Origin of the sequence: Paenibacillus sp. UNC496MF (assembly GCF_900113915.1) — a bacterium.
In the GTDB taxonomy this organism is placed as follows: domain Bacteria; phylum Bacillota; class Bacilli; order Paenibacillales; family Paenibacillaceae; genus Paenibacillus_Z; species Paenibacillus_Z artemisiicola.
Genome location: NZ_FORE01000012.1, coordinates 241,676 through 265,595 on the forward strand (window position 1 = coordinate 241,676; position 23,920 = coordinate 265,595).

The 23,920-nt window shown below is 53.7% G+C and carries 30 protein-coding genes; 23 read left to right on the forward strand and 7 right to left on the reverse strand.

The features are described from left to right. Positions 1 to 295: 295 nt before the first annotated feature. Complete coding sequence (locus tag BMZ79_RS22405) at positions 296 to 2,542, forward strand: YhgE/Pip domain-containing protein (protein WP_177222275.1); 2,247 nt, start codon at positions 296 to 298, stop codon at positions 2,540 to 2,542. A 274-nt stretch (positions 2,543 to 2,816) separates the two neighbouring features. Here the strand turns inward: BMZ79_RS22405 and BMZ79_RS22410 are convergent, their stop codons facing one another. After that, positions 2,817 to 4,757, reverse strand: a complete 1,941-nt coding sequence (locus BMZ79_RS22410) for an ABC-F family ATP-binding cassette domain-containing protein (RefSeq protein ID WP_090644087.1) — start codon at positions 4,755 to 4,757, stop codon at positions 2,817 to 2,819. A gap of 158 nt (positions 4,758 to 4,915) precedes the next feature. On the opposite strand from BMZ79_RS22410, the gene BMZ79_RS22415 reads away from it, so the two are divergent. The 8 genes from BMZ79_RS22415 to groL all read left to right on the forward strand — a co-directional run bounded on the left by BMZ79_RS22415 (position 4,916) and on the right by groL (position 11,033). After that, on the forward strand, positions 4,916 to 5,611 hold the full coding sequence (locus tag BMZ79_RS22415; protein WP_256252994.1) for a 5-formyltetrahydrofolate cyclo-ligase: 696 nt from the start codon (positions 4,916 to 4,918) through the stop codon (positions 5,609 to 5,611). After that, positions 5,592 to 6,068, forward strand: coding sequence for a cyclic pyranopterin monophosphate synthase MoaC (moaC, locus tag BMZ79_RS22420; protein WP_090644090.1), 477 nt, complete (start codon positions 5,592 to 5,594; stop codon positions 6,066 to 6,068). The genes BMZ79_RS22415 and moaC overlap by 20 nt, the downstream gene beginning before the upstream one ends. 57 nt (positions 6,069 to 6,125) lie before the next feature. Continuing rightward, a complete protein-coding gene (locus tag BMZ79_RS22425) occupies positions 6,126 to 6,620 on the forward strand; it encodes a MogA/MoaB family molybdenum cofactor biosynthesis protein (protein ID WP_090644091.1) in 495 nt (164 codons plus the stop codon). Then, positions 6,617 to 7,642, forward strand: a complete 1,026-nt coding sequence (locus tag BMZ79_RS22430) for a molybdopterin-binding protein (RefSeq protein ID WP_090644094.1) — start codon at positions 6,617 to 6,619, stop codon at positions 7,640 to 7,642. The genes BMZ79_RS22425 and BMZ79_RS22430 overlap by 4 nt, the downstream gene beginning before the upstream one ends. A 57-nt stretch (positions 7,643 to 7,699) precedes the next feature. Beyond that, positions 7,700 to 7,936 (forward strand): twin-arginine translocase TatA/TatE family subunit, encoded by a 237-nt coding sequence (tatA, locus tag BMZ79_RS22435; protein ID WP_090644096.1) that lies wholly within the window; start codon positions 7,700 to 7,702, stop codon positions 7,934 to 7,936. A gap of 157 nt (positions 7,937 to 8,093) precedes the next feature. Continuing rightward, the gene (gene tatC, locus BMZ79_RS22440) at positions 8,094 to 8,834 is read left to right on the forward strand and encodes a twin-arginine translocase subunit TatC (protein ID WP_090644442.1); all 741 of its coding nucleotides are present in this window, start codon (positions 8,094 to 8,096) and stop codon (positions 8,832 to 8,834) included. Between the two features lie 207 nt (positions 8,835 to 9,041). Then, a complete protein-coding gene (groES, locus tag BMZ79_RS22445; RefSeq protein WP_090644098.1) occupies positions 9,042 to 9,323 on the forward strand; it encodes a co-chaperone GroES in 282 nt (93 codons plus the stop codon). Positions 9,324 to 9,395: 72 nt separating this feature from the next. Continuing rightward, complete coding sequence (groL, locus tag BMZ79_RS22450; RefSeq protein WP_090644101.1) at positions 9,396 to 11,033, forward strand: chaperonin GroEL; 1,638 nt, start codon at positions 9,396 to 9,398, stop codon at positions 11,031 to 11,033. Between the two features lie 79 nt (positions 11,034 to 11,112). Here groL and BMZ79_RS22455 read toward each other — a convergent pair whose 3' ends face one another. The 5 genes from BMZ79_RS22455 to BMZ79_RS22475 all read right to left on the reverse strand — a co-directional run bounded on the left by BMZ79_RS22455 (position 11,113) and on the right by BMZ79_RS22475 (position 14,047). Then, positions 11,113 to 12,336, reverse strand: a complete 1,224-nt coding sequence (locus BMZ79_RS22455) for a tyrosine-type recombinase/integrase (protein ID WP_090644104.1) — start codon at positions 12,334 to 12,336, stop codon at positions 11,113 to 11,115. After that, positions 12,323 to 12,739 carry a hypothetical protein gene (locus BMZ79_RS22460; RefSeq protein ID WP_090644108.1) on the reverse strand — a complete coding sequence of 139 codons (417 nt, stop codon included), beginning with the start codon at positions 12,737 to 12,739 and terminating at the stop codon, positions 12,323 to 12,325. The genes BMZ79_RS22455 and BMZ79_RS22460 overlap by 14 nt, the downstream gene beginning before the upstream one ends. Further along, entirely contained in the window at positions 12,732 to 13,355 is a 624-nt protein-coding gene (locus tag BMZ79_RS22465) for an ImmA/IrrE family metallo-endopeptidase (RefSeq protein ID WP_090644111.1), read from the reverse strand. Before BMZ79_RS22465 ends, BMZ79_RS22460 begins: the two co-directional genes overlap by 8 nt. Before the next feature lie 69 nt (positions 13,356 to 13,424). Next, the gene (locus BMZ79_RS34765) at positions 13,425 to 13,619 is read right to left on the reverse strand and encodes a hypothetical protein (RefSeq protein WP_218154755.1); all 195 of its coding nucleotides are present in this window, start codon (positions 13,617 to 13,619) and stop codon (positions 13,425 to 13,427) included. A gap of 47 nt (positions 13,620 to 13,666) precedes the next feature. Next, complete coding sequence (locus tag BMZ79_RS22475) at positions 13,667 to 14,047, reverse strand: helix-turn-helix domain-containing protein (RefSeq protein ID WP_090644116.1); 381 nt, start codon at positions 14,045 to 14,047, stop codon at positions 13,667 to 13,669. Positions 14,048 to 14,212: 165 nt separating this feature from the next. On the opposite strand from BMZ79_RS22475, the gene BMZ79_RS22480 reads away from it, so the two are divergent. The 9 genes from BMZ79_RS22480 (at position 14,213) to BMZ79_RS22515 (ending at position 19,051) form a co-directional block, all read left to right on the forward strand. Continuing rightward, positions 14,213 to 14,446: a helix-turn-helix transcriptional regulator gene (locus BMZ79_RS22480; protein WP_256252995.1), complete on the forward strand. Its 234-nt coding sequence runs from the start codon at positions 14,213 to 14,215 to the stop codon at positions 14,444 to 14,446. A 14-nt stretch (positions 14,447 to 14,460) separates the two neighbouring features. Further along, on the forward strand, positions 14,461 to 14,790 hold the full coding sequence (locus BMZ79_RS33725; RefSeq protein ID WP_143089040.1) for a DNA-binding protein: 330 nt from the start codon (positions 14,461 to 14,463) through the stop codon (positions 14,788 to 14,790). A gap of 37 nt (positions 14,791 to 14,827) precedes the next feature. Continuing rightward, the gene (locus BMZ79_RS22485) at positions 14,828 to 15,145 is read left to right on the forward strand and encodes a hypothetical protein (RefSeq protein WP_090644121.1); all 318 of its coding nucleotides are present in this window, start codon (positions 14,828 to 14,830) and stop codon (positions 15,143 to 15,145) included. Between the two features lie 179 nt (positions 15,146 to 15,324). Beyond that, entirely contained in the window at positions 15,325 to 15,822 is a 498-nt protein-coding gene (locus BMZ79_RS22490; protein ID WP_090644124.1) for a helix-turn-helix domain-containing protein, read from the forward strand. Positions 15,823 to 15,824: 2 nt separating this feature from the next. Then, a complete protein-coding gene (locus BMZ79_RS22495; protein ID WP_090644127.1) occupies positions 15,825 to 16,154 on the forward strand; it encodes a hypothetical protein in 330 nt (109 codons plus the stop codon). 179 nt (positions 16,155 to 16,333) lie between these two features. Next, positions 16,334 to 17,077 (forward strand): DnaD domain protein, encoded by a 744-nt coding sequence (locus tag BMZ79_RS22500; protein ID WP_090644131.1) that lies wholly within the window; start codon positions 16,334 to 16,336, stop codon positions 17,075 to 17,077. Positions 17,078 to 17,079: 2 nt separating this feature from the next. Continuing rightward, a complete protein-coding gene (locus tag BMZ79_RS22505) occupies positions 17,080 to 17,433 on the forward strand; it encodes a hypothetical protein (RefSeq protein ID WP_090644133.1) in 354 nt (117 codons plus the stop codon). Between the two features lies 1 nt (position 17,434). After that, positions 17,435 to 18,763 (forward strand): replicative DNA helicase, encoded by a 1,329-nt coding sequence (dnaB, locus tag BMZ79_RS22510; RefSeq protein WP_090644447.1) that lies wholly within the window; start codon positions 17,435 to 17,437, stop codon positions 18,761 to 18,763. Between the two features lie 12 nt (positions 18,764 to 18,775). Beyond that, positions 18,776 to 19,051, forward strand: coding sequence for a hypothetical protein (locus BMZ79_RS22515; protein ID WP_090644136.1), 276 nt, complete (start codon positions 18,776 to 18,778; stop codon positions 19,049 to 19,051). A 21-nt stretch (positions 19,052 to 19,072) separates the two neighbouring features. On the opposite strand, the gene BMZ79_RS22520 is transcribed toward BMZ79_RS22515, so the two are convergent. Then, positions 19,073 to 19,558, reverse strand: coding sequence for a hypothetical protein (locus tag BMZ79_RS22520; RefSeq protein ID WP_090644139.1), 486 nt, complete (start codon positions 19,556 to 19,558; stop codon positions 19,073 to 19,075). A gap of 88 nt (positions 19,559 to 19,646) precedes the next feature. On the opposite strand from BMZ79_RS22520, the gene BMZ79_RS22525 reads away from it, so the two are divergent. The 5 genes from BMZ79_RS22525 (at position 19,647) to BMZ79_RS22545 (ending at position 23,858) form a co-directional block, all read left to right on the forward strand. Then, positions 19,647 to 20,645, forward strand: a complete 999-nt coding sequence (locus BMZ79_RS22525) for a DNA cytosine methyltransferase (protein WP_090644141.1) — start codon at positions 19,647 to 19,649, stop codon at positions 20,643 to 20,645. 156 nt (positions 20,646 to 20,801) lie between these two features. Continuing rightward, complete coding sequence (locus tag BMZ79_RS22530) at positions 20,802 to 21,176, forward strand: hypothetical protein (protein ID WP_218154756.1); 375 nt, start codon at positions 20,802 to 20,804, stop codon at positions 21,174 to 21,176. A 595-nt stretch (positions 21,177 to 21,771) separates the two neighbouring features. Further along, positions 21,772 to 22,320: a site-specific integrase gene (locus tag BMZ79_RS22535; protein WP_090644449.1), complete on the forward strand. Its 549-nt coding sequence runs from the start codon at positions 21,772 to 21,774 to the stop codon at positions 22,318 to 22,320. 417 nt (positions 22,321 to 22,737) lie between these two features. Further along, a complete protein-coding gene (locus BMZ79_RS35635) occupies positions 22,738 to 22,926 on the forward strand; it encodes an HNH endonuclease signature motif containing protein (RefSeq protein WP_371263772.1) in 189 nt (62 codons plus the stop codon). Positions 22,927 to 22,979: 53 nt separating this feature from the next. Then, positions 22,980 to 23,858, forward strand: coding sequence for a putative phage abortive infection protein (locus BMZ79_RS22545; RefSeq protein WP_090644149.1), 879 nt, complete (start codon positions 22,980 to 22,982; stop codon positions 23,856 to 23,858). The last annotated feature ends 62 nt before the right edge of the window (positions 23,859 to 23,920 follow it).

Sequence of the window (23,920 nt, forward strand, 5' to 3'; positions counted from 1 at the left end):
TAATGTGGATAATGGGAATAAAAATGAAGCAATCGTAAACGCTTGATGAGAAATATTAAAATTACGGTAAATTTAGCGAGGTTATTCGACAAAATCAATGCCAGAATTGCCGCGCAATTTGTCCACGGCTGTGGATAGAGCTGTGGAAAGGGGGGATAGAGGCGCGAAGACCGGAAGGATGACCTGGCGCGCATGGTTCCTTTTCGCACGTCTGGGAAATCCTACGGGGACGGCTTGTCCGCCGCGGCTGCGGCGGCTGTGCACAAGCACCACGCGTTTGGAAGGAGGACCCCGCATGCGGGAAAGCTCGGGCGGCTTCAGGCTGGCCATGCTGGATATCAGGTCCATGTGGATGATTCGGTCGGTGCGCAAATCGCTGCTCGGCCTGATGGTTCTGCCGCTGATGTACAGCTTCATCTATCTATGGGCGTTCTGGGATCCGACGGCGCACGTCGAGCGGCTCCGCCTCGCGGTCGTGAACGAGGACGCGGGCAGTTCGCGGGGCGGCGGCGAACGGAACTTGGGCCGGGAGCTGACGGCCAAGCTGACCGCGGACCGGTCGACCGATTGGCGGCCGGCGAGCCGGGCGGAAGCCGAGCGCGGCGTGAAGGACCTCACGTACGCGATGGCGTTGTACTTGCCGGCCGATTTCTCGGAGCGGGCGTTCAGCGTGAGCGGAGACCGGCCGGAGCCGACATCGCTGCGGATCGAGCTGAACGAAGGGGCCAACCTGCTGAACGCGAAGATCGTCCGCTCCGTCGCGGATTCCGTGAACGAGCGCTTGCGCAAGGAACTGCAGGCGAATTATTTGGGCGTCATCTTCGAGCAGGTGCTGAACGGGGGCAAAGGCTTGAAGGAGGCGTCGGACGGAGCCTCGAAGCTGTCGGCCGCCTCGGAGCAGGCGCGCGAGGGCGCGGCGAAGCTATCGGCGGGCCTCGCGGACAGCGGGGGCGGCATGGCGAAGCTGTCGGAAGGGCTCGGCGCGATCGCGAGCGGCGCGAACGAGCTGGAAAACGGACTCGTGAAGCTGAACGCGATGGCCGGCATCGTCGCGTCGGGCTTGCGCGACCTGAACGGCATCGCCGCCGATGCGAACGGCATGCAGGCCGCGTCGAACGGCGGCGCCGCGGACCCGGCCGCCCGGCTGAGCGGCGCCCGGACGTCGCTGCTTGCCGCCATTAACGATTTGCGCGGCGAATTATCCGCGCTGTCGAACGGACTTAAAGCCGTTAACGATGCCGCGGCCGGCTTGTCGAATTTGAGCGGCGCGCTGCGGCCGGCGCAGGCGCGTCTCGAGGACGCCGGGGATGCCCTGCGGCAGGGGCGCGCGCTGCTGGACGGACTCGGCGGCCGCTTCCCGGAGCTGCGGTTGGACGCGGACTACAAGCGGCTTGCCGACCGGCTTGCCGGCGCGGAGACGGCGCGTGCCGACGCCGACGGCGGCGTCTCGGATACGCTGGGCCAGCTGGATGCGCGGGCCGCGTCGGTGCAGGGCGCCGCCGGCGGCGCGGCGAAGCTGGCCGGCGCCATCCAGCCGCGGCTGGATGAGCTCGGCTCGCGGCTGGACGCGCTGCGCGGGGACGCGGACGCCGTCTCCGCCGCGTTGGACCGGCAGCGGCTGTCCTTCGCGTCCGTCGGCGATCGGGTCAAGGACGTCGCGAGCGGGGTGAACGGCCTGCAGACGGGCAGCACGAAGCTGATGAACGGCCTGCTGCGGCTCGGCGGCGGCGCGGAGGCGCTGCGCGTCGGCAACGCGAAGCTGGCGGACGGCGCGGACGCGCTCCGGGACGGGCTCGCGGCCATTCATCAGGGGCAGGCGCAGCTGGCCGACAAGCTGGCGGACGCCGCGGGCGTGGCCGCGCAGGACGGAAAGGCCGACCAGCGGCAGGCCGTCATCGGCGATCCCGTGCGCATGACGGAGACGAACCGGCACCCCGTGCCGAGCAACGGCGTCGGCTTCGCGCCGTATTTCATCGCGCTTTCGTTGTGGGTCGGCTCGCTCGTGCTGTTTTTCGTCATCGACGTCCGGCGGGTGCCGGAGCGGCCGCACGGGCCGCTGTCGTACGTCGGCAGCAAGTACCTCGCGCTCGCGTCGGTCAGCGTCTGCCAGTCGCTCGTGTCGGTATTCGTCCTCCATACGGGACTCGGCATTCCGACCGTCGTCCCGCCGATCGCGATGTACGCGTACGCGGTCGCGGTCGGGCTCGTCTTCACGGCGATCCTGTTCATGCTGATCGCGGTGCTGGGGAGCGATACGGGACGGTTCGTCGCGGTGCTTATTCTGATGCTTCAGCTGACGTCGAGCTCGGGATCGTATCCCGTCGTGCTCGAGCCGGGCTTCTTCCGGTTCATCCATCCGTACCTTCCGATGACGTACGCCGTCGAGGGGCTGCGCCAGCTCATCTCCATCGGCGAAGGGACGGCGATCGTCCGCACCGCGGCCGTGCTGGCGGGCTTCGGCATCGCGGCGATTCTGCTGCTTTACGCCGTCAAGCGCCGCCGGATCATGTCGGAAATCAAGCTGGCCGAAGGAGCGGCTTAAGCAAGGCGCGGTCAGAAGCGGCGACGCCGCGGGAGGGCGCGGGACGGACGGGACCGGTGCCGCAAATGCGCAAAAAGACCGTAAATGTCTGCCTACGGGCAGGCATTTACGGCCATTATCGCGATACCGACCGGTGTTGAGCCGGTTGTGGTTGGTTGAAGCTATTGCCGGAGCGGGCCGAACGCGTCTCGGGGCGACGCGAATTGCGTATCGGGCGAAGCCGATCGCGAAACCACGTGGACCGCACCGCGCCAAGCCGATCGATTCCGATCGCTTACGCGAGCAATTCCTCCCAGGCATCGTACACGGCCTGAAGCTCCGCTTTGCGTTTGTCCGCGTCGGCTTGAATATCGCCGACCCGCACGTAATCATTGAAGACTTCAGGGTCCGTGAGCAGCGCTTCGAGCTCCGCGATTTCGCCCTCCAGCCGCGCGATGTCGGATTCCAGCTGTTCCTGCTTGCGCTGCCGGTTCCGTTCGTCACGCTTCGCTTGTTTGTCGGCTTCGTACGAGGAGACGGGCTGGGGTTCCGGCGTCTGCGCGGATTTGCTCTGTTTTCCTTGCGCGGCCGTCTGCAATTCCAGCTTCAGCTCTTCGATTTCCCGCTTTTTCTGGATCATTTCGTCATAATTTCCCAGGAAATGCTCCGTGCCCTTCGGATTCAGTTCGACAATGCGCTCCGCCATCTTATTCAAGAAATACCGGTCATGGGAGATGAACAGCAGCGTGCCGTCGTAATCCATCAGCGCGCCTTCGAGCACTTCCTTGCTGTACAGGTCCAAATGGTTCGTCGGTTCGTCGAGAATCAGCATGTTCGCCTGCGCCAGCATCAGCTTCGACAGCGATACGCGCGCGCGTTCGCCGCCGCTCAAAGTGCCGATCTTCTTCTTCACGTCGTCGCCGCTGAAGAGAAAATTGCCGAGTATGGTGCGGATGCGCGCTTCCTCGATGCCCGGATACGCGCTCCACAGCTCTTCGAGCACCGTGTTGTTGCGGTTCAGGCCCGTATGCTCTTGGTCGTAGTAGCCGATCTTCACGTTCGTGCCCCAGCGGATCGAGCCGGCCTCGTGCGGCTGCTGGCCGACGAGCGCCTTCAGCAGCGTCGATTTGCCGATGCCGTTCGGGCCGATGAGCGCGACGTTCTCCCCCCGTTCGAGCCGGAACGTCACGTCGCGGAACAGCGCCGCGTCCTTCTCGGGGAAGCGGATCGACAGGTCGCGGACGTCGAGCACGTCGTTGCCGCTTTGGCGCTCGATCTCGAAGGAGAAATGCGCCTTCTTCAAGTCGCCGAGCGGCTTGTCGAGGCGATCCATCTTCTCCAGCGTCTTGCGCCGGCTCTGCGCGCGCTTCGTCGTGGAGGCGCGGACGATGTTCCGCTGCACGAAGTCCTCGAGCTTGGCGATCTCCTCCTGCTGCTTCTCGTACTGCTTCATCTGCGACTCGTACTCGGCCGCCTTGATGTCGATGAAGCGGCTGTAATTGCCGGTATACCGCTTCGCCTGGTGCCGCTCGATCTCCACGATCGTGCCGACGACGGCGTCGAGGAAGTAGCGGTCGTGGGAGACGACGAGGATGCCGCCCTCATAGCCGCGCAAATAATCCTCGAGCCAGGTCAGCGTCTCGATGTCGAGGTAGTTCGTCGGTTCGTCGAGCATGAGCAGGTCGGGCGCCTGCAGCAGAATGCGGGCGAGCGCGAGCCGCGTCTTCTGGCCGCCGCTCAGCGTGGAGATGACCGTCTCCGGCGGGAAGCTGCCGAAGCCCATGCCGTGCACCACGCTGCGGATGCGCGTCTCCATCTCGAAGCCGCCCTTGGCCCGGAACCAGTCCGAGTGCTTGGCGTACCGGTCGAGCACCGCCTGGTACTGCTTCTCGTCGGCGTGCAGCGCCGGGTCCGCGATTTGCTGCTCCAGCGCGCGGAGCTCGCGCTCGGCGTCGGTCAGATGCGCGAATACCGCGCGCATCTCGGCTTCGATGGTCTTGTCCGACTGCAGGCCGCTGGATTGCGCCAGGTAGCCGATCGTCGTTTCTTTCGATTTATAGACGGTGCCGGAATCGGCGTTCAGTTCGCCGGCGATAATCCGGAGCAGCGTCGATTTGCCCGCGCCGTTCACGCCCACGAGGCCGACCCGCTCTCGGGGCAGCACCTGGAACGTCACGTTCGCGAGCACGCTGCTGACGCCGTAGCTTTTGGATACATCGGATACTTGAAGAAGCATGGTTCCCGTTTACCTCCAACCTGAAGAAAAATGCCTTTGTACCAGTGTACATGAAATCGGGCCGCCGCGCGACCGTTTCGCGACCGGAAGCCCATGCCGTATCCCGCTTTGGGCGTGTTGGCGAAATATGGGCAACAGTGGTAAACTAAATTACAACTATGGACGGACCGCAGACGGGGACGGAAAACCACGAAGCGAAGGGGAATGGGATGAACCGGACGGAACTGAAGCAGGCGGCGCGCCTCGCGGCAAGGGAGCTGCGCGACGGGCTTTCCGAGAACGGGCGAATGGCTTGGGCGGACACGGTGTGCCAGCTCGCCGTGGATTGGATCCGCCGGCGGAACGAACGGGGCCGGCCGGTATCGACCGTCATGGCGTACGTGCCGTTCCGCTCCGAGCTCGACACGACGCTCTTGATCGAATGGTGTTGGCGCACGGGCTTGCAGGTCGTCGTGCCGCGCGTCGTGCGCGGGGACCGCTCGATGGAGCTGTATACCATCGAGGCGTGGGACGAGCTGGCGCCGGGGGCCTACGGCATCCGCGAGCCGGATCCGGCCACCGCGCGGCGCTGCAAGGCGTCGTACGTCCCGGACGTCGTGTTCGTGCCGGGGCTCGCTTTCGACCGGAATGGCGGGCGCCTGGGTTACGGCGGCGGTTACTACGACCGGTTCCGCGACCGGCTCGAAGCGCAGACGCGGCAGGCGGGCGATGCCTTGCCGCCGTGGATCGCCCTCGGGTACGGGGCGCAGCTCGTGGACGAGGTGCCGATGGACGCGCACGACGTCCGCGTCGACGCCGTCTTGACGGAACGCGGATTTACGGGAGGAACGCAGCATGGATTTGACGCATTTTAACGACCAGGGACGCGCGCGCATGGTGGACGTGTCGGACAAGGACGTCACGGCCCGGACCGCGGTGGCGCGGACGACGGTGACGATGGCCGAGGAGACGCTGCGGCGGATCAAGGCCGGCACGATCGGCAAGGGCGACGTGCTCGCCGTGGCGCAGGTGGCGGGCATCATGGCGGCGAAGAAGACGTCGGATTGGATTCCGATGTGCCATCCGCTGCCGCTGACCGGCGTCAACCTGGCGTTCGGCGATAACGGCGCGAACGAACTTTATATAGAAGGAACGGTCAAGACGACCGGCAAGACCGGCGTGGAGATGGAAGCCCTGACGGCGGTGTCCGCGGCCGCGCTGACGGTGTACGACATGTGCAAGGCGCTGCAGAAGGACATGGTCATCGGGCCGACGCTGCTCGTGTCGAAGAGCGGCGGCAAGAACGGCGATTATCGCGTTAACGGCGTTTAACTTTCATGTGCCGTACGGCATGGGAAGGCGAACATATTGCGATTGGGGGAGATGCGAATGCGGTGGAAAGTGGCCTTGCTCACGGCAAGCGACAAGGGCTCGCGCGGCGAGCGCGAGGATACGAGCGCGCAGGTGATCCGCGAGCTCGTCGAGGAAGAGCTGAGCGGCGAAATCGTCGATTACCGGATCGTGCCCGACGAGCAGGACGAAATCATGGCGGCTTTGATTGAAATGACGGACTATTTTCAAGCGGACCTGGTCATTACGACGGGCGGCACCGGGCTCGCCCCCAGGGATTTGACCCCCGAGGCGACGCTGAAGGTCGTCGACCGGATCGTGCCGGGACTCGCCGAAGCGATGCGCCTCGGCGCCATGCAGCGGACCCGCCGGGCCATGCTCTCGCGCGGCGTGTGCGGCATCCGCGGGCGCTCGCTGATCATCAACCTGCCGGGCAGCCCGAAGGGCGTGCACGAGAACCTGATGGCCATCATGGACCAGCTGCCGCACGCGCTCAACATCTTGTCCGGACGGACGGGAGAGCACGCGGAATGAGCGGGCTGCGGACGCGGCTGAAGGAAGTGCCGGTACGGGAAGCGGTCGGGCTCGTGCTCGCGCATGACTTGACCCAGATCATCCCGGGACAGTTCAAGGGACGCCTCTTCAAGAAAGGGCACGTCGTCGCGGAGGCGGATATTCCGAAGCTGCTCGACATCGGCAAGGAGCACATCTATATTATGGAGCTTGCCGAGGGCGAGCTGCACGAGGACGACGCCGCGGGGCGGATGGCCCGGGCGTTTATGGACGACGGGCTGCTGCTGACGGAGCCGCACGAAGGCAAGGTGGCGATCAAGTCGGCGCTTGCCGTGCCCGCGCTGGCCGTCATCGATCCGGACGTCGTTTACGCCATTAACGAGCTCGGGGACATCGCGCTGGCGACGCTGCGGACGGACGCCGTCGTCAAGCCGGGCGGCCAATTGGCGGCGACGCGCGTCATTCCGCTCGTCGTGCCGGAGGCGAAGGCGGCGGCCGTCGAGACGATCGTGGCCGATTACCGGGCGCGCGGCGGCGGCAAGGGGCCGCTCGGCCTGAAGCCGCTGCGCAAGTTCCGGATCGGACTGTTGACGACGGGCGGAGAAGTGTACTCGGGGCGCATCGAGGACAAGTTCGGCCCGGCGGTCCGGCGCATCGTCGAGGCGCTCGGCTCCGAGGTCGCCGAGCAGCGCTTCTCGCCGGACGACCGACAAACAATTGTCAAGGAAATACACTACTTCCATCGGCAGTCCTATGATATGATTATCGTAACCGGCGGAATGTCCGTAGACCCCGACGACCGTACGCCCGCCGCCATCGCGGAAGCGGGCGCGGAGATCGTCAGTTACGGCACGCCGATGCTGCCGGGGTCCATGCTGCTCATGGGCTACCTGGACGGAATGCCCGTCATGGGTCTTCCGGGCTGCGTGATGCATGATCCCTATACCTCGTTCGACGTGTTGCTGCCCCGCGTGCTCGCGGGAGAGACCATTACGCGAGCGGATATCGTATCGATGGGCTACGGCGGCCTGCACGTCCGCTGAAGTCCGATTCGGAGCATGAAGCATTCGTGTAGTTGAACATGAAGGAGGTTAAAAGCTATGTTTAGCGGAATCGGCGTTACCGGCTTTCTGCTGATCGCGCTCGTGGCGCTGCTGCTGTTCGGACCCAACAAGCTGCCGGAGCTCGGCCGGGCGTTCGGACGGACGCTTAAGGAATTCAAGGCCGGCGCAAGAGATATGATGGACGACGACCAACAGGACCGAAAGGATGCGGGCAAGCGGGTGGAAGTGAACCGTACGGAAGATCGCGTCGACGACAAGCGGCTCCCAGAGTGAGTGGGGCCCGCTTTTTTTCTTGACCGGGGCGTTTAGCATGCGCGGACCGCGTCGCCTGGAATTGGCGGTGCCGGACGAAGCGCGATAAGAGAGGTGACGGTTAACGGTGGCCAATCTGGATTCGGCCGATGCGAAGGAAACCCTGCGCGGCGATAAAATGATGACGCTCTTCGACCACATCGGCGAGCTGCGGCGGAGAATCATCTTCGTGCTCGTCTTCCTGGTCGCCGGGATGATCCTCGGGTTGTTCCTCGCGGACCCGGTCTACAACTACCTGGTGAGCCAGGATCCGGTGAAGGGCATGAAGCTGAACGCCTTCTCCCTCTGGGACGGCATCGGCCTCTACATGAAGTTCGCTCTCGTCATCGCGCTCGTCTTCGCCCTGCCGGCCTCGGCGTACCAGCTGTGGGCGTTCGTCAAGCCGGCGCTCGGACGGAGGGAACAGCGGGCGACGCTCCTGTTCGTGCCGTTCGTCCTCCTCATGTTCCTCGTCGGACTGGCTTTCTCGTACTACGTGGTCTTCCCGATGGCGTTTAATTTTACGACGGACGTCGCGAAGCATTTGAACCTCGAGGAGACGTACGGGGTCATTCAATATTTCTCGTTCCTGTTCAATATTCTCATTCCGATCTCGCTGCTGTTCGAGCTGCCGATCGTCATCATGTTCCTGACGAAGCTGCGCATCCTGAACCCGATGCGGCTGAAGAAAATGCGCAAGCTCGCGTATTTCGTGCTCATCATCGTCGGGGTCGTCGTGACGCCGCCTGATTTCATCTCGGACTCTCTGGTGGCCGCGCCGCTCATCCTGCTGTACGAGATCAGCGTCATGCTGTCGAGCATCGTGTACAAGAAACAGCTGATCGCCGACAAGGCGTGGGAAGAAGAATACGGAACGTAACCGAAACCGGCGAAAGCCGGTTTTTTTCGTTGCGCGGCAACCGCCGCCGCGGGCGAGGGGAGGACTTGTAAAATTCCTATGAAATCGGCCGCGAAGGACTTGAAATCCCCGAAGGACTTCGGTATTATTAGAAATGGTTATTAGCACTTAACGAGTGCGAGTGCTAACAATGTTGTTGTCCAACAATTAAACAAGGAGGCTATTTTCATGATCAGACCTTTGGGTGAACGCGTATTGATCGAACCAATCGCGAAGGAAGAAACGACTGCAAGCGGCATTTTGCTGCCTGACACGGCTAAAGAAAAGCCGCAAGAAGGCAAAGTTATCGCCGTCGGCAGCGGCGCGGTTAAAGACGGCGCGCGCATTGCGCTTGAAGTCAAGGAAGGCGACCGCGTCCTGTTCTCCAAATACGCCGGCACCGAAGTGAAGTACGAAGGCAAAGAGCTGTTGATTATGAAAGAAAGCGACATCCACGCGATTTTGGGCTAAGCCGCGGCTTTGGCTCCACATACATGGTAAGCTTCGTTTTACTTAAATCAACCAATCAGGAGGTTATCAACGATGGCGAAAGACATTAAATTCGGCGAAGACGCGCGCCGCGCGATGCTGCGCGGGGTAGACGCCCTGGCGAACGCAGTAAAAGTTACCCTCGGTCCTAAAGGCCGCAACGTGGTGCTCGAGAAGAAATTCGGCAGCCCGCTGATCACGAACGACGGCGTGTCCATCGCGAAAGAAATCGAACTGGAAGACGCGTTCGAAAACATGGGCGCGCAGCTGGTTAAAGAAGTCGCGACGAAAACGAACGACGTTGCGGGCGACGGCACGACGACCGCTACGGTACTGGCGCAAGCGATGATCCGCGAAGGCCTGAAGAACGTGACGGCCGGCGCTAACCCGATGGTGATCCGCAAAGGCATCGAGAAAGCCGTTCGCGCGGCCGTCGAAGAGCTGAAAGTCATCGCGAAGCCGATCGAAGGCAAGCAATCGATCGCGCAAGTCGCTTCGATTTCCTCCGCTGACGAAGAAGTCGGCCAGCTGATCGCGGAAGCGATGGAGAAAGTCGGCAACGACGGCGTTATCACCGTCGAAGAATCCAAAGGCTTCATCACGGAGCTGGAAGTCGTGGAAGGCATGCAGTTCGACCGCGGCTACCTGTCCCCGTACATGATCACGGACACGGACAAAATGGAAGCCGTGCTCGACAACCCGTACATCCTGATTACCGACAAGAAGATCTCCAACATCCAAGAGATCCTGCCGGTGCTGGAGAAAGTCGTGCAATCCGGCAAGCAATTGCTGATCATCGCGGAAGACGTCGAAGGCGAAGCGCTCGCTACGCTGCTCGTTAACCGTCTGCGCGGCACGTTCACGTGCGTAGCCGTTAAAGCTCCTGGCTTCGGCGACCGCCGCAAAGCCATGCTGGGCGACATCGCCGCTCTGACCGGCGGCCAAGTGATCACGGAAGAGCTGGGCCTCGAGCTCAAAGCGACGACCGTGGATCAACTCGGTTCCGCTCGTCAAATCCGCGTAACGAAAGAAAACACGATCGTCGTCGACGGCGCAGGCGTGAAATCCGATATCGACGTGCGCATCAACCAAATCCGCGCGCAGCTGGAAGAAACGACGTCCGACTTCGACCGCGAGAAGCTGCAAGAGCGTCTGGCTAAACTGGCCGGCGGCGTCGCTGTCATCAAGGTCGGCGCGGCAACGGAAACCGAACTGAAAGAGCGCAAGCTCCGCATCGAAGACGCCCTGAACTCCACGCGCGCAGCCGTGGAAGAAGGCATCGTATCGGGCGGCGGCACCGCGCTCGTGAACGTATACGCAGCCGTATCGGCCGTTAACGCGGCCGGCGACGAGCAAACGGGAGTCAACATCGTGCTTCGCGCGCTGGAAGAGCCGGTTCGCACGATCGCGGCGAACGCGGGCCAAGAAGGCTCCGTCATCGTCGAGCGTCTGAAAAAAGAAGACATCGGCATCGGCTACAACGCCGCTACCGGCGAATGGGTCAACATGTTCCAAGCCGGCATCGTCGACCCTGCGAAAGTAACGCGTTCGGCGCTGCAAAACGCGGCTTCCGTCGCGGCGATGTTCCTGACGACCGAAGCGGTTGTCGCGGACAAACCGGAAAAAGACAAACCAGGCATGCCTGATATGGGCGGCATGGGCGGAATGGGCGGCATGGGCGGCATGATGTAAGCCGCTGGCCAAAACCCAGCAATAGCAAGGAAAACGGGGCCTCTTGGGCTCCGTTTTCCTTTATAAGGTCACGAAAAGGTCACATTTCTTGCGCAAGACTGCTTGGAAGGATGTCTTTAAAGTGGATATTCACTTTGTCGCCAGCTGTCTTTTTCATTTTCTCAGTGATATGCGTGTAAATTTGTAAAGTTGTTTTGGGATCATCATGGCCGACCCGTTGCATGATTGTAGGGAGATCGATTCCAGCTTCAGTAAGCATACTAATATGAGTGTGGCGAAATATATGCGATGTGGCTTCCTTGCTGATTTTGGCTTTGGATATTATTCGTTGTAATCGACGGTTAACGGTCTTCTGAATGAATGGATAGCCTTCTTCGTTACAGAAAACGAATTTTTCTGCATGATATTCAGGATTGAAATTCATAACTGCCATCTGAATTTTCTTGAGTTTTTTAATGTGCTCTCTCATCAAGGCGCTTATGCTCGGATCAAGTTGGATTGAACGAATGGATCCTTTTGTCTTTGGTGGTGTAAGCTCATATTTTTTTGCATTATTGTCGGGATTATAAAGTGTTTTGGTAATACGCACTTCGTTTATTTCAAAATCAAAATCTGTTTCCTTGAGAGCAATTAATTCACCACTGCGCATGCCCGAAAATGCCAATAGGTAAAACATCTCTCTGTCATACGGGAGTCCGTATTTATCGACCGCTTTAAGCAGTTCCGTTAATTCACTTTTATCAAAGTACTTTTCCTCAATCGGATTTCTTTCAATTTCCTCGACAGTCACGGATCTAGTTGGGATTCTGGCCCCCGTAGCTGGATTGTCTTTACGGTATTTTTCTCGAATCGCATATTTATAAATCAGATTCGCGGCAACGTGTACTCCTTCAATATGTGGCCGTGAGTATCCTTTGAGTTCAAACAAATCATCGAGAATTTGTTGATGCATACGGTGCGTAATTTTATCAATGGTAACCGCGGATATAAATTGATTAAGTATTGCCAGAGAAATTCTGCGAACTCGAATCGTACTTTTTTTAACCTTTTCGCGCGAATAAGCTGCAAGCCATTCTTCAGCAACTTTTTGAAATGTCATGTTTTTGATTCGTTTTACGTCAATTCCATCGTCCTTAAGGGAAAGGAGAGCTTGATCGACTCGAGCTTCTGCCTCCTTCTTGGTTTCTCCACGCCGTTTTATTTGATTCCGTTTGCCAGTTACAGGATCGGGTGGACCATCTTTGATACAAGTCCACATATACCCTTGCTTGTTTTGTGCTTGAACCTTTTTAAATGATGCCATCGGTGAAACCTCCATTCTGGATATGAAATCGGACATCAAGAAGAAGGGCATCTTCAATATCTGAGATTCGCATTACCAGGCGATTGATTAATTCAATGTCGATGCTTCTTCCGGCTTGATGCAAACTATGTTCTTTGGCAAATGCAGCCACTGTGGGCATATGTACGCCTATATAATGTTCCTTATCTGTACGACGTGTAAAAGCACTGAGCGGCACTGTAATGGCCGTCAATTCATCATAGGTATCATCAAGCTCCAATTGTTCAAAAGGACCGCTGAGCGGAATATAGAGCGTCTTTTGCCATATATCATTAGTTAAGTCGGACCAATCAAAAATCATCCACACAGGCGTTAGCTCACCGTAATAACCACTTTCCGTATAAATGACTCCTATTTTAGCCATTTGCCGTCATCTGCTTCTTTGTCTGTAACTGCCGGTTCAACTGCTCCAGGATGACCATCGTTGAAGCGCTGTATGTTGAATGTGCCATAGAACGTGAGTGATGAATGAGGCGCCGATCGTAACGTTCTTGTTGAATGCGCCGATTAATTTGATCCATGCGCCTCTCAACGACTCGTAGTGGAAGAACGAATTCTTCTGATATGGTTTTTAGTAAATAATCACGATGCTGAATCGAAGTAAATTGCTCTAACATGAATACGGGCATAGATGCGTAAAGCTGAAATAGGCTTGCTTGAGCTTCCTGCAGCTCCATGAACATTTGGGGCATATGTTCCTGGTTACCGGAGTGCTGCAATGGGTGACAGAGTTCATGGAAAAACACCTCACGTCGATGCTCTTCACTGAGGTAGTCATTTAGAAATATAAATCCGAACTCTCCATCTTCCCAACGTGCGAAGGATGGACCTAAATATGTGCGAACCTCTATTCCCCAGATAGCTGCAATTCGTTCAATATCAATATCATCGGCGTAAAAAATACCGTTCTCACGGTAAGACTTATTAATCCACTTTTCAAGATCTGTTTCTTTATATAGCGTTAAGTCGATGTAGTCCATTCGTAATCCTCCATTACAGGAACGTATGTTCTGTTTTATGGTGAAAATTAATAGCCCTAGACTGCAGGGCTATTTTTTTATTCTAAATTGAAACGCATGTTTCATGTAGTGCATGCCATTGATTACTACCTCAAATTGATTGTGGCTTTCAATTACTCCACCTGTATCATGAAGTTTACCATCTTGCCAGACCTCAACGTGAAGTTTATTTATGAAAGCATCATTTATGGCACGCTGCTTACTTTTAATCCCTGATACCTTCAAGTAAGCGATCAATACCACAATTACCAGCCCAATGACTATAGAGGTCACTATTTCTCCTCGCGTTTCTTTTTACCTAGTCGATAAGCTTCAACTGCGGCTCTGGCGGCTGCATCAGCTATTGCAAGTTCTTCCTCTGTATATTTATCAGCTCCGCCAAAAAAAGCACTGCCTTCCTTTGCGTGATCTTGCTTAGTCTTCTCGGTAGCAATTTCAGGTACCCCGGGTGCAGGATCATCGGTTCTCCCAAGTAGATAGTCAGATGTAGTTTTTAACACATCAGCTAAGTCACTCAGCATTTCGTTATTTGGAGTACTGTACCCAGTTTCATAATTGGATATTGTAGTTTTTTTGGTATTAACCATCTCCGCAAGCTTTTCTTGAGTTAGCTTCAATTCTTTACGCCTGCTTCTCAATCTTTGGGATAACATTCATTCCATCCCACCCGTCCTAATAAAGTTCAATTATATTGTACTTCAAGCCAAACTCTAATTAAATAAAGTCCAAGATAATCAAACATTTATATTGACGTCCAAAATACTTGGATATATAATCGGATCATAAGTTCAAATAACTTGGATATGAGGGGCGAGAAAGTGACTGATAAGAAAAACAAAGAACTAATTGCTGCTCGCAAAGCAAAAGGCTGGACCCAAGAAGATATGGCGCTGAGATTAAAATGTACTAAATCGACGATCAGTAACTGGGAGAACTTCGTTTCTCAACCACCGTTAGATGTTGCACTTGAGCTAGCTGACTTGTTTGGCGTGGATGTTTGCACACTATTCTCACGACATAAAGTCCAAGAATCTCATACATTAACTGCGTGAAAGGTAGTGACAGTATGCTGAAATTCGAATTCGACTATGAACAATTACAGGGCATTATTAACTCGGCAGTAGATTCTGCTCTAGAACGGCATTCGCTTATGAACACTTTACCACCAATTCTTAATAGGACTCAATTCATGGAACTTCTTGATATCGGTGCTACAAAGGCTGCCGAACTTTTGAATCGTGAAGATTTCCCGGTTATTCGCGAACTGGGGCATCCAAGAATTCTAACTCATTTATTACTTCAATGGTGCGAGGAACACACAGAATGGATCAAAGATAACGCTGGGCGATCGGCTTATACAACGGAGCAAGTAAAGAAACTTCGTCGAGCGCTGTAATGGTGTTCTAGCTTAAATATCAAAGGGGTGTATAACCATGAATCAAGCACCACAAGCAATTCCTTCGCATCTCATCAATGATCGTTACTGGAAAGGGACCCTGCATTTGTTCTTGAACCACGGGAAGCTGAGCCGCTTCTTGACTGACGACTTTATCGACCTCCAATCCGCTCGCATTGCGGGAGATAAGCTGAAGCGCATATCCGCCCCATGGTCGCAAAGCGAAAAGTTTCTGTTGAATCTGGCGCTCCATCTTTTCAATGAACGGCATAAAGTAAATCTTTCGGACATGGACTACTTGGATCCTCACAACAAGGCGTTGGCCTTTGAAGCACTTAGGCTGCGCTTCGGCTAAAAAAGAGGGCCCGCCGCCAACGAGGACGACGGGCCAAGAGAAATGTTGTTGGCACCTACATTGTAGCAAATTGGAATGTCACATATCGTTCGCTTCTTGTGCCAATTTGTCACAAAGCCAGTCGTTCATGTGGCCAATCTGGCACAGAATCCACTACATATGTGACGGGAGAGGAAGCCATGTCATTCGGACAGGCCTTGAAGGCGTATCGCCTCACTAAGAACATGACTCAAGCGCAGTTCGCATCTACGTATGCGCTAGATCGCACGCAACTTTCACGCGTGGAGAACGACGAGCGGGAGGCGACGATCCAGATGCGACAGCATCTATCGCGATCTTCCTGGCGGATGGCCCTTACGATCGCAGACGAGGAGACGGACGGCTTTATCAGCAACATTCTGAAGGACGTCCCGAACCTCGACTTGCATCCGGCAGCGTTGAAAGACATCTTGCTGAAAGAGCTCGATGAAGCGGAGTCAGCATTGGAGGCGCTCATTATGGCAAAGCACATGGACCCTGAGAGACGCCGGAAATCGGCGGAACGCGTATACCTGGAGTTACGGGATGTCAGCCAAAAGGCGGCCGTCATGCAGGGCGTGCTGGAAGAGGAATTTGGGCTTGATCGCAAGCAGCTTATTAAGCGGCACGAGATGGAAGTCAAGAAAGGGGAGCGGTAGGCATGACGCGGGAACAATTGGCCGCTGAGGCTCGGCGCGCCGGCAAGAACGCCGTGCACAACTTGAATTGGACGCGGAAGTATCCGGATCGCTACGAACCGGACAAGCGGGCGGAGATGGAGGCTTATCTGCTGATGATGATCCAGTTTGCTCGTTATGAAATAGAAAATGCCCGCCGGCCAGGGCGGACATCGGTAAGATCCCGGGTAAGGGAACTTATGTTCTCTATTTTATCATTCTGCAAGCATTTGTCAAAGGGGGACATGTCAATTTGGATAAGCAAGCGTGGACGCAAGAACTTTTGTGGGTGCAGCGCAACAGCAACGGTGTGATTATTGGCGTGCGGGAAGAGGCGCCTCGGCAAGGGGACATTGTTCCCGTCGTACCGCGCAAGGACACTGGCCGGCCCACAGCCAACGTGGTTGGGGACTAGGAAGGCGACAAGGGCATTGCCCTTGTCGTCGGGGATTCGATGTGAACGGGATCCCGACGATGGCGAGAGGGTGAGCACGTGGATTTAACTAAAGAGCTGCTTGCCTTCACGGATTGGCTCGAAACAAATCCGTTGGAACCATCCGCACAAACTTTGTGGCTGCATCTCATGATGATTGCAAATAAGAGCGGATATCCAGAGTGGTTTGCCGTGGCCAATCCCCTGTTACAGGCGAAGGTAGGCATTTCCGAAAACACATTGATCAAGCATCGCAATTATCTGATTCAGAAAAGGCGAATCGACTATAAGCCGCAAGGGAAGCAGAAGGCGGGGAAATATCAAATCATCGGTTTTACATCAAATAATGAGGTAAGTCGTGAGGTAAATCCTGAGGTAAGCCATGAGGCAAAGTATGCGGTAAACCATGAGGTAAAAGGTGCGGCATTATTAAATACTCTTTCTTCTTCTGCTTCATCTTCTGCATACGAGTCGTTTTACGCCGCTCATAACCGGATATTCGGGTTTGTATGCAATCCGTTTCAAGCGCAGATGTTGGGGAAGTACATCGACGAGGATGGGCTTGAGGAGGCCGTCGTCATTCGAGCGCTTGAACGAGCTGGGGCGGCTTCGACGGGATATAACTTCAAGTTCATCACCCGTATTCTTGATGACTATTACCATTCGGGCGCTCGGACGGTCGACCAGGCCAAGGCCATTGATGATCAGTTCGAGGCTCGGAAGTTAAATGCGGCCCCGTTGCAGGCTACGCGCACGCCGATGAAGCCGAGAAAGAGCTTTGCAGAACTGGCGAGGGAGGGATAATCATGACGCTCGAGGAAGTCGGCATGTTGTTCGACAAGATTGCGGGCTTCTATCCGCAGTTTGCCGGAGACCTAGCTAAGATGCGGGCTTGGCACGAAGTGCTGGGGGAGACGCCCTGTGAACAGGCGATGAAGAGCCTGGTGCGTTACGCGGCAAAGCTAGATAGCAAATTTCCGCCGCATCCGGGCGCATTGGTCGCGACCGAGTCCGGCGAGAGTGAGCTTTACCACGCATTCATGCGCACGGCCGGGCAGGCAGCCGTCGAGGAGAACGGCCAATTCCAGAATACCGGGGTTCCGCCGACCGCGGAACAACGTCGAAAGGTGCGTGAACTGCTTGCACATCGACTTCGCTGACATGCCCTTGTTCTACAACTTGGAGGCAGAGCGGGCGGTCATCGGATCGGTATTAATCGAAAATGACGTGTTCGATGTAGTCGATGCGATTCTGCCGTCTGATGCGTTTTACGATCAAGCGAACGAGAAAATCTATGCTGCCATCCGTGAGCTGCGCGAAGAGGGAGAGCCGATCGACTTCGTCCTCTTGGCGGGCAGGCTGGGGAGCGCTGACTTGGCTGAGATCGGGGGCATCGGCTACTTATCCAAGCTTGCTTCCAGCGTGCCGAGCGAAAAGAATGCAGCGTACTATGCGAACGAGGTCAAGAAGACGAGCCTGCAGCGTCTGGGGTATAAGCTGATTCGAGATCTACACGGTTCATTGCTTGAAGGTGCAGCCCCCGAAATGATCGCCGCTCAGCTGGATCAGGCGGCCGCCATCATGCTTGATCATACGGCGAAGGGCAATGATTTCAAGCCAATGTCCGAAGTCATGATGGACACCTACGAGCAAATTGAAAGCCGGGCTATGAGCCCGCAGGCTGATGGGTTGACAGGCGTTCCCTCGGGCTATGGGGACCTGGATAAGATGACGGCAGGATTCCAACGGCAGGACCTAATCATTGTCGCCGCGCGGCCATCGGTCGGGAAGACGGCTTTGGCGCTGAACATTGCGCAGCATGCCGGCGTTCGAGCGAAGGCGAACGTTGCCGTGTTCAGCCTAGAGATGTCGGATACGCAGCTTGGCCAGCGGTTCCTAAGCGCAGAGAGTAATATCGACGCGACGCGCTTGCGGACCGGGAAGCTGGAATCTGAGGATTGGGACAAGCTCACCTTTGGAGCCGGCCCACTGTCGGAGTCGCAGATTTACCTGGACGATACACCGGGCATCTCGATATCCGAGATTCGTGCGAAGTGCCGCCGTCTGAAGAAGCGCTTGGGCCGCTTAGACTTGATTCTGATTGATTACCTGCAGCTTATCACGCTAAAAGGGCGAAGGAAGGAGAACCGCCAGCAGGAAGTGGCCGAGATCTCGCGGATCCTGAAGCAGATCGCTCGTGAGCTTGATGTTCCCGTCGTGGCACTCTCGCAGTTGAGCCGGGCCGTTGAGCAACGCCAGGATAAGCGGCCGATGATGTCCGATCTGCGGGAGTCTGGTTCCATTGAACAGGACGCCGACATCGTGGCATTCCTGTACCGGGACGATTACTACGACAAGGAGTCGGAGAAGAAGAACATCATTGAAATCATTATTGCGAAGCATCGGAACGGGCCGGTTGGGACGGTGGAGCTGGCGTTCCTGAAGAACTTCAGCAAGTTCGTGTCGTTGGATCGGCACCATGCCAGTTAGGAGGATAATGTAATGACACAATATGAGCAAAAACATACCCTAATTCAAAAAGCCATTCAGAACTGTCAAGCAGGGATAGAGCTTGTTGCACTAACCGAGGACAATCGCTTTGCTGGAATGCACGACGGGCGACTTAAATCTTTTGTCGTCTCTCCATTTTGCAATAAGGCATATACTTGGAGCAGTTCGGCGGGGAGTATTCTGGACCGCGGTAGCCTAGAAAATATATCTGAGCCATTTCAATTTGTTGACGATGTGATCGGCGGGCAGCTGGAACTGAACTTCTAATTGGTTATGAATTAAGATAACTTACTGACGAATGTATATTGTTCTAGTGTTCTCGAGCAAATTTCTATTAACGGAAAGGTTCCATGCAGACATTCTGCTATGCCAGCGTTTATGCTCTAAAAATTGAATCCAAGTTATTTCATTAATTCTTTGAAGATTCAAGTCCTCATCAAAAAGCACAAGAATGACATATTCAAACTTTTGTTGATCCGGTTCTTCAATCCCAGGTTGATTCAGTCCATAGAATACGCTTGTTGTAGTGCTTGTGGATGCTTTAATACTATATCGCTCACCATTGATACTGATTGCATCAATATTTTTAGTGCCAGGTGGCGCGAATTGGAGTCTTGGGAGACCAGAGGTTTTATTGTAGAAATCGACTGCAAGATACTCACCCAAATCGCCAACAACATTTTTAGAGCGAATAATTTTTCTGTCTTTCAACTCTTTGATTACTCTTCCATAAGAGGCTATGAGTTCACTGTTCGATAGATCTGAAATTTCCATACGTAAACATCTCCTCAAGCATTGTAATAACATTTTGAATCCATTGCATATTTTTGTCGAGTAATTTATTTAATATCGAGGTGAATGTATGAAGGCACTCAGTTTGTTCAGTGGAATCGGAGGAATTGATCTAGCCTGCGAATGGGCTGGAATTGAGACCGTTGCTTTTTGTGAAAAGGAACCTTTCCCTCAGAGGGTGTTGAGAAAGCATTGGCCGAGTGTTCCTATATACGATGACGTATGTACGTTAACGAAAGAGAGGTTAGATGCAGATGGAATCAGAACAATTGACCTTATTCACGGAGGATACCCTTGCCAACCTTTTAGTACTGCCGGGAAACGAAAAGGCAAGGAAGATGACCGTCACCTCTGGCCGGAATATTTCCGCTTGGTTCAAGAAATACGACCACGTTGGGTTGTTGGGGAGAATGTTGCTGGACATGTCTCATTGGGCCTCGACATCGTGCTTGCTGACTTGGAAAGTGAAGGGTACACCGCAAGGTCGTTTATTATTCCAGCTTGCGGCGTCAATGCCCCGCACAGAAGAGAAAGGGTATTCGTCGTTGCCCACAATGAAGGAGGATCTAATAGGGGGTTGTCGGTTGGAATGGATGACTTTTTCTCCAAATTTGTGGCCAACTCCAAGGGCAAACGACGCGGAGAAGCGTGGAAATATCAATCCGAACGAAAAAAGGAACGGGCTTCCGGCAGCAGTGAAGCTATTTCCGACCCCTCAAGCAAGGGACTATCGATCGGGAGACAATCCGAATGGGCCGAGATCTCAGCGGAAACAAAATCAAGGATGGAGTCTGAATCTAAACGATGTAGTGAAGTTGTTTCCCACTCCGACGGCGCAGGATTCAAAGAACAGCACTCTTCCTCCATCACAAGAAAATCGAGACTCTTTACCAGGGGCACTTCTTCGGGGTGGGATCACTGGGCAATTGAACCCAACGTGGGTAGAGTGGCTAATGGGGTTCTCAAAAGGGTCGACAGACTTAAATCACTTGGAAACGCGGTAGTGCCACAACAGATTTATCCGATACTAGCAGCGATAATGGAGATTGAATCGGTAAATATTCGCTGAGGGAACAGGCCGTAATATGAATGTAACAACAGGTAACTAGGGACCATCTGACAGGCATAGAAATACCCCGGACTCTGTTGGGGAACGGCCTCCGGGGTATTACACTCAAACCTCACCTAAATATATCACAACGAGGGGATGAGGGGAATGTTGGTAATGGCAGATATTGATCAGATGGAATTGTTTCCGATAGCAACCAAGGAAGATTTAAAGGCCGCGAAGTCGCTTCTATCTCGTTATCGGCGCATGAAGACAATTATCGATGATTTCGACAGGCATGGAGCGGATCAACTAGCCTTAAAGCAACAAAGTATTTACAGCGCCTACAGGGGGCAACTGGATAAGATAGAACGAGCCGTAAATTTAATACCTGACGATGAGATCCGGCGTATGGTTGAGCTTCGATACATTAAAGGCCAGCCACATCATGTAACCGTAGCGCGGTTTGAATTATGGCACCCCTCGACGGTTGACCGTAAAATCAAAAAAGGAATCGAGGCAGTTGCCAACACATTGATTTTATGGAGCTAGTCGATAAACTGCGTGTAGATAGCTTGAAAATGACTTCAAAAACAAGAGTGGACGAGGGGTACAGTGGAATCACAAAGGAGCCAATGCAAGAAGGCTTCGGGTGATACCTACTGTACCCTTATTACATGTAGGACTCGGCTATGCGGTGGGTCATCTGACCTTAGACGTTGATCGTCAGGCGTGTGGAGATGGGGCGGGGTTCGAAACCCCATAAGTTTTTTATAACAGTTCATGAGTGGAATCGTGGGCTGTTATGAGCGACTTATGCATAGTGTATCCATATTGCCGCCAAGTGCGGCTTTTTTGCATGTAAAGGGGGTCAATCGGTGCGCTATTCGAAATTGAAGAAGTCGATTACCGAATTAAAGAAGCAACCGGACGTCTGCCGCGGCTGCGTATGGGGTAGCTGGGATGGGGTGAAGCAGTTATGTAGTAGGCGCCCATGCGTGAAAGGAGGGAAAGTGAAGTGATTGTAGCTATATGCGTGCTGCTCTACAAACGACTCAGAAAGAAGAAATGACTCGGGGATGCTTACCCACGAGTCATTATTAATTTAACACGATCTCCAGGATATGACAAGTTTGGGGTGGTGATCATGAATACCGTTGAACCTATACGGGATAACGAGGTCTTAGCTGACATCAAGGATTACCTTAAAGCGACGAATGCAAGGAACTACATCATGTTCCTAATCGGCATCAATACCGGTTTCCGGATCAGCGATATCCTGCGTCTCCGTGTACGAGATGTCCTGGGCTCGCATATTTCCATACGTGAAAAGAAGACACGTAAGGAAAAACGGGCCTTGATTACACCTGAGTTGAAACGAGAGCTTGATGGCTATATTCAGGGAAAGCCCAGCAATGAGTATTTAATAAAGAGCCGCGAAGGTGAAAATCGGCCCATTACGCGAGAACAGGCATACAAGATCATTCGGGAGATCGGGACTGTTTTCAAGCTGTCCAACCTGGGATGTCACAGCCTTCGGAAGACATTCGGGTATATTTTTTATAATGACACGACGAACAAGGACATTGGTATGCTTATGGCCTATTTCAATCATGCTTCTCCGCAGATCACGCTGCGGTACATTGGTATGTCTCAAGACACCATGGACAAGGCCCTAAAACGCCATCGTGCATAGCTCAATTACTCATATTTAGGGTAGGTGAAACTCGTTTTCAGAATTGACCGTAGCACCCGTAAAATCAAGGGTTTCGAGGCTTAGTCGAATTTCACAAAATATAAGATATGTGTAATTCGGGACATACATAAAAGGTAAGTTGGAGGGGATCAAAATGTTAAAGAACTTATTGCGAAGAGTGAGGTCAGCGAGGATACAAGAAGATGCATCGGGAATGTGGCGGAAGAGACGGGATCCAATGAAGGTGCATCGCTGATGCCGGCCAAATCCAAGCGACCGTGTGGGCAGCAGGGATGCCGGAACCTGTCTGCGGAGCGCTTCTGCCAAGAGCATAAGTCCTCTACCGATTTACAGCGGGGTACGGCGGCTCAGCGGGGCTATGACAGCAAATGGAGGAAGGTCAGGGTATTCTTCCTCATGAAACATCCGTTATGTACTCGATGCATAAAGGAGAACCGCATTACAGCTGCCACAATTGTCGATCATATCCGGCCGCATAAAGGCGACAAAGCTCTCTTCTGGGATCGTAACAACTGGCAACCGCTTTGTAAGTCATGCCATGATACTAAAACAGTTAGAGAGGATGGCGGGTTTGGAAATTTATGATAAACTAAGTAAGAGTTTATTTCTCTTTTTAAATCTTAGAAGAAGGTGTACTTGTGTTCGAACTTATTATTATAGTGGTGCTTTTAGCATTTTATTTTCTAATAAGGAGTAAAAAAATTATAGGCGGGATTCTAGAGAAACTAGCTATTATTGTGGTTTTATTAGCTGTTATTAGTCCCGTAATTTCATACCTTCTGTACAAACATGATACGAACTTTGCCCTTGTGGGACCTGTTGGAGACTGGTTCGGTGGCTCAATTACGCCATTTTTAACATTGGGGGCATTTATCATCGCATATTCTACTTTTTTAAGCCAGAAAGAAGAACTGAAAATCTCCAAACAAGAAAGTAGAAGGCAAGAAAGGGCTATTAGATTAGAAAGTTTTGAAGGTACATTTTTCCGAATGCTTACTTTACACTATGAAATTGTAAATTCAATTCAACATATTGAAGAAGAGACTCATTTTGTAAATTATCAAACATCTCAGAAGTATACTGTTCCACATAATGGGCGTAACTTTTTTACATTGGTAATTAATAGATGGGGTATTCTTAATCTTCGTTCCTCTTCATCAGAACTTCAAAATGGCTATGATAGTTTGTATAGAACTTCTGAAGATAAATTAGGTCATTATTTTAGAAATTTGTTTCATATTATTAGTTTTATTGATACTAGTGCCGATCTCGAGATATATAATGCTTCTCATAAAATTGATGAGGAGAAAACTTTTGAAAAGAGAAAGAGTTATATAAGAATTATTAGAGCACAGCTTTCATCAAATGAGTTAATATTGTTGTTTTACAATAGTCGTACCGACGTTGGTAAAAATTTTTATGACTTAATTGTTAAATATCAATTGTTAAATAACTTAAGGTCAGAAGTCTTACCTGAATCCGTTAGGCCATTTTTTTTGGAGATGAAACAAGCTTAAAAGGCGCTAATAGCGTCTTTTTTTTACCCCCCTGGGATGGAAAAAGCTATTTGAAATACTCG

Coding starts and splice junctions, on each gene's coding strand:
- BMZ79_RS22405 (WP_177222275.1), top strand. CDS start 296: ATGCGGGAAAGCTCGGGCGGCTTCAGGCTGGCCATGCTGGATATCAGG.
- BMZ79_RS22410 (WP_090644087.1), bottom strand. CDS start 4,757: ATGCTTCTTCAAGTATCCGATGTATCCAAAAGCTACGGCGTCAGCAGC.
- BMZ79_RS22415 (WP_256252994.1), top strand. CDS start 4,916: ATGGACGGACCGCAGACGGGGACGGAAAACCACGAAGCGAAGGGGAAT.
- moaC (WP_090644090.1), top strand. CDS start 5,592: ATGGATTTGACGCATTTTAACGACCAGGGACGCGCGCGCATGGTGGAC.
- BMZ79_RS22425 (WP_090644091.1), top strand. CDS start 6,126: ATGCGGTGGAAAGTGGCCTTGCTCACGGCAAGCGACAAGGGCTCGCGC.
- BMZ79_RS22430 (WP_090644094.1), top strand. CDS start 6,617: ATGAGCGGGCTGCGGACGCGGCTGAAGGAAGTGCCGGTACGGGAAGCG.
- tatA (WP_090644096.1), top strand. CDS start 7,700: ATGTTTAGCGGAATCGGCGTTACCGGCTTTCTGCTGATCGCGCTCGTG.
- tatC (WP_090644442.1), top strand. CDS start 8,094: ATGATGACGCTCTTCGACCACATCGGCGAGCTGCGGCGGAGAATCATC.
- groES (WP_090644098.1), top strand. CDS start 9,042: ATGATCAGACCTTTGGGTGAACGCGTATTGATCGAACCAATCGCGAAG.
- groL (WP_090644101.1), top strand. CDS start 9,396: ATGGCGAAAGACATTAAATTCGGCGAAGACGCGCGCCGCGCGATGCTG.
- BMZ79_RS22455 (WP_090644104.1), bottom strand. CDS start 12,336: ATGGCATCATTTAAAAAGGTTCAAGCACAAAACAAGCAAGGGTATATG.
- BMZ79_RS22460 (WP_090644108.1), bottom strand. CDS start 12,739: ATGGCTAAAATAGGAGTCATTTATACGGAAAGTGGTTATTACGGTGAG.
- BMZ79_RS22465 (WP_090644111.1), bottom strand. CDS start 13,355: ATGGACTACATCGACTTAACGCTATATAAAGAAACAGATCTTGAAAAG.
- BMZ79_RS22475 (WP_090644116.1), bottom strand. CDS start 14,047: ATGTTATCCCAAAGATTGAGAAGCAGGCGTAAAGAATTGAAGCTAACT.
- BMZ79_RS33725 (WP_143089040.1), top strand. CDS start 14,461: ATGCTGAAATTCGAATTCGACTATGAACAATTACAGGGCATTATTAAC.
- BMZ79_RS22485 (WP_090644121.1), top strand. CDS start 14,828: ATGAATCAAGCACCACAAGCAATTCCTTCGCATCTCATCAATGATCGT.
- BMZ79_RS22490 (WP_090644124.1), top strand. CDS start 15,325: ATGTCATTCGGACAGGCCTTGAAGGCGTATCGCCTCACTAAGAACATG.
- BMZ79_RS22495 (WP_090644127.1), top strand. CDS start 15,825: ATGACGCGGGAACAATTGGCCGCTGAGGCTCGGCGCGCCGGCAAGAAC.
- BMZ79_RS22505 (WP_090644133.1), top strand. CDS start 17,080: ATGACGCTCGAGGAAGTCGGCATGTTGTTCGACAAGATTGCGGGCTTC.
- dnaB (WP_090644447.1), top strand. CDS start 17,435: ATGCCCTTGTTCTACAACTTGGAGGCAGAGCGGGCGGTCATCGGATCG.
- BMZ79_RS22515 (WP_090644136.1), top strand. CDS start 18,776: ATGACACAATATGAGCAAAAACATACCCTAATTCAAAAAGCCATTCAG.
- BMZ79_RS22520 (WP_090644139.1), bottom strand. CDS start 19,558: ATGGAAATTTCAGATCTATCGAACAGTGAACTCATAGCCTCTTATGGA.
- BMZ79_RS22525 (WP_090644141.1), top strand. CDS start 19,647: ATGAAGGCACTCAGTTTGTTCAGTGGAATCGGAGGAATTGATCTAGCC.
- BMZ79_RS22530 (WP_218154756.1), top strand. CDS start 20,802: ATGGCAGATATTGATCAGATGGAATTGTTTCCGATAGCAACCAAGGAA.
- BMZ79_RS22535 (WP_090644449.1), top strand. CDS start 21,772: ATGAATACCGTTGAACCTATACGGGATAACGAGGTCTTAGCTGACATC.
- BMZ79_RS35635 (WP_371263772.1), top strand. CDS start 22,738: ATGAAACATCCGTTATGTACTCGATGCATAAAGGAGAACCGCATTACA.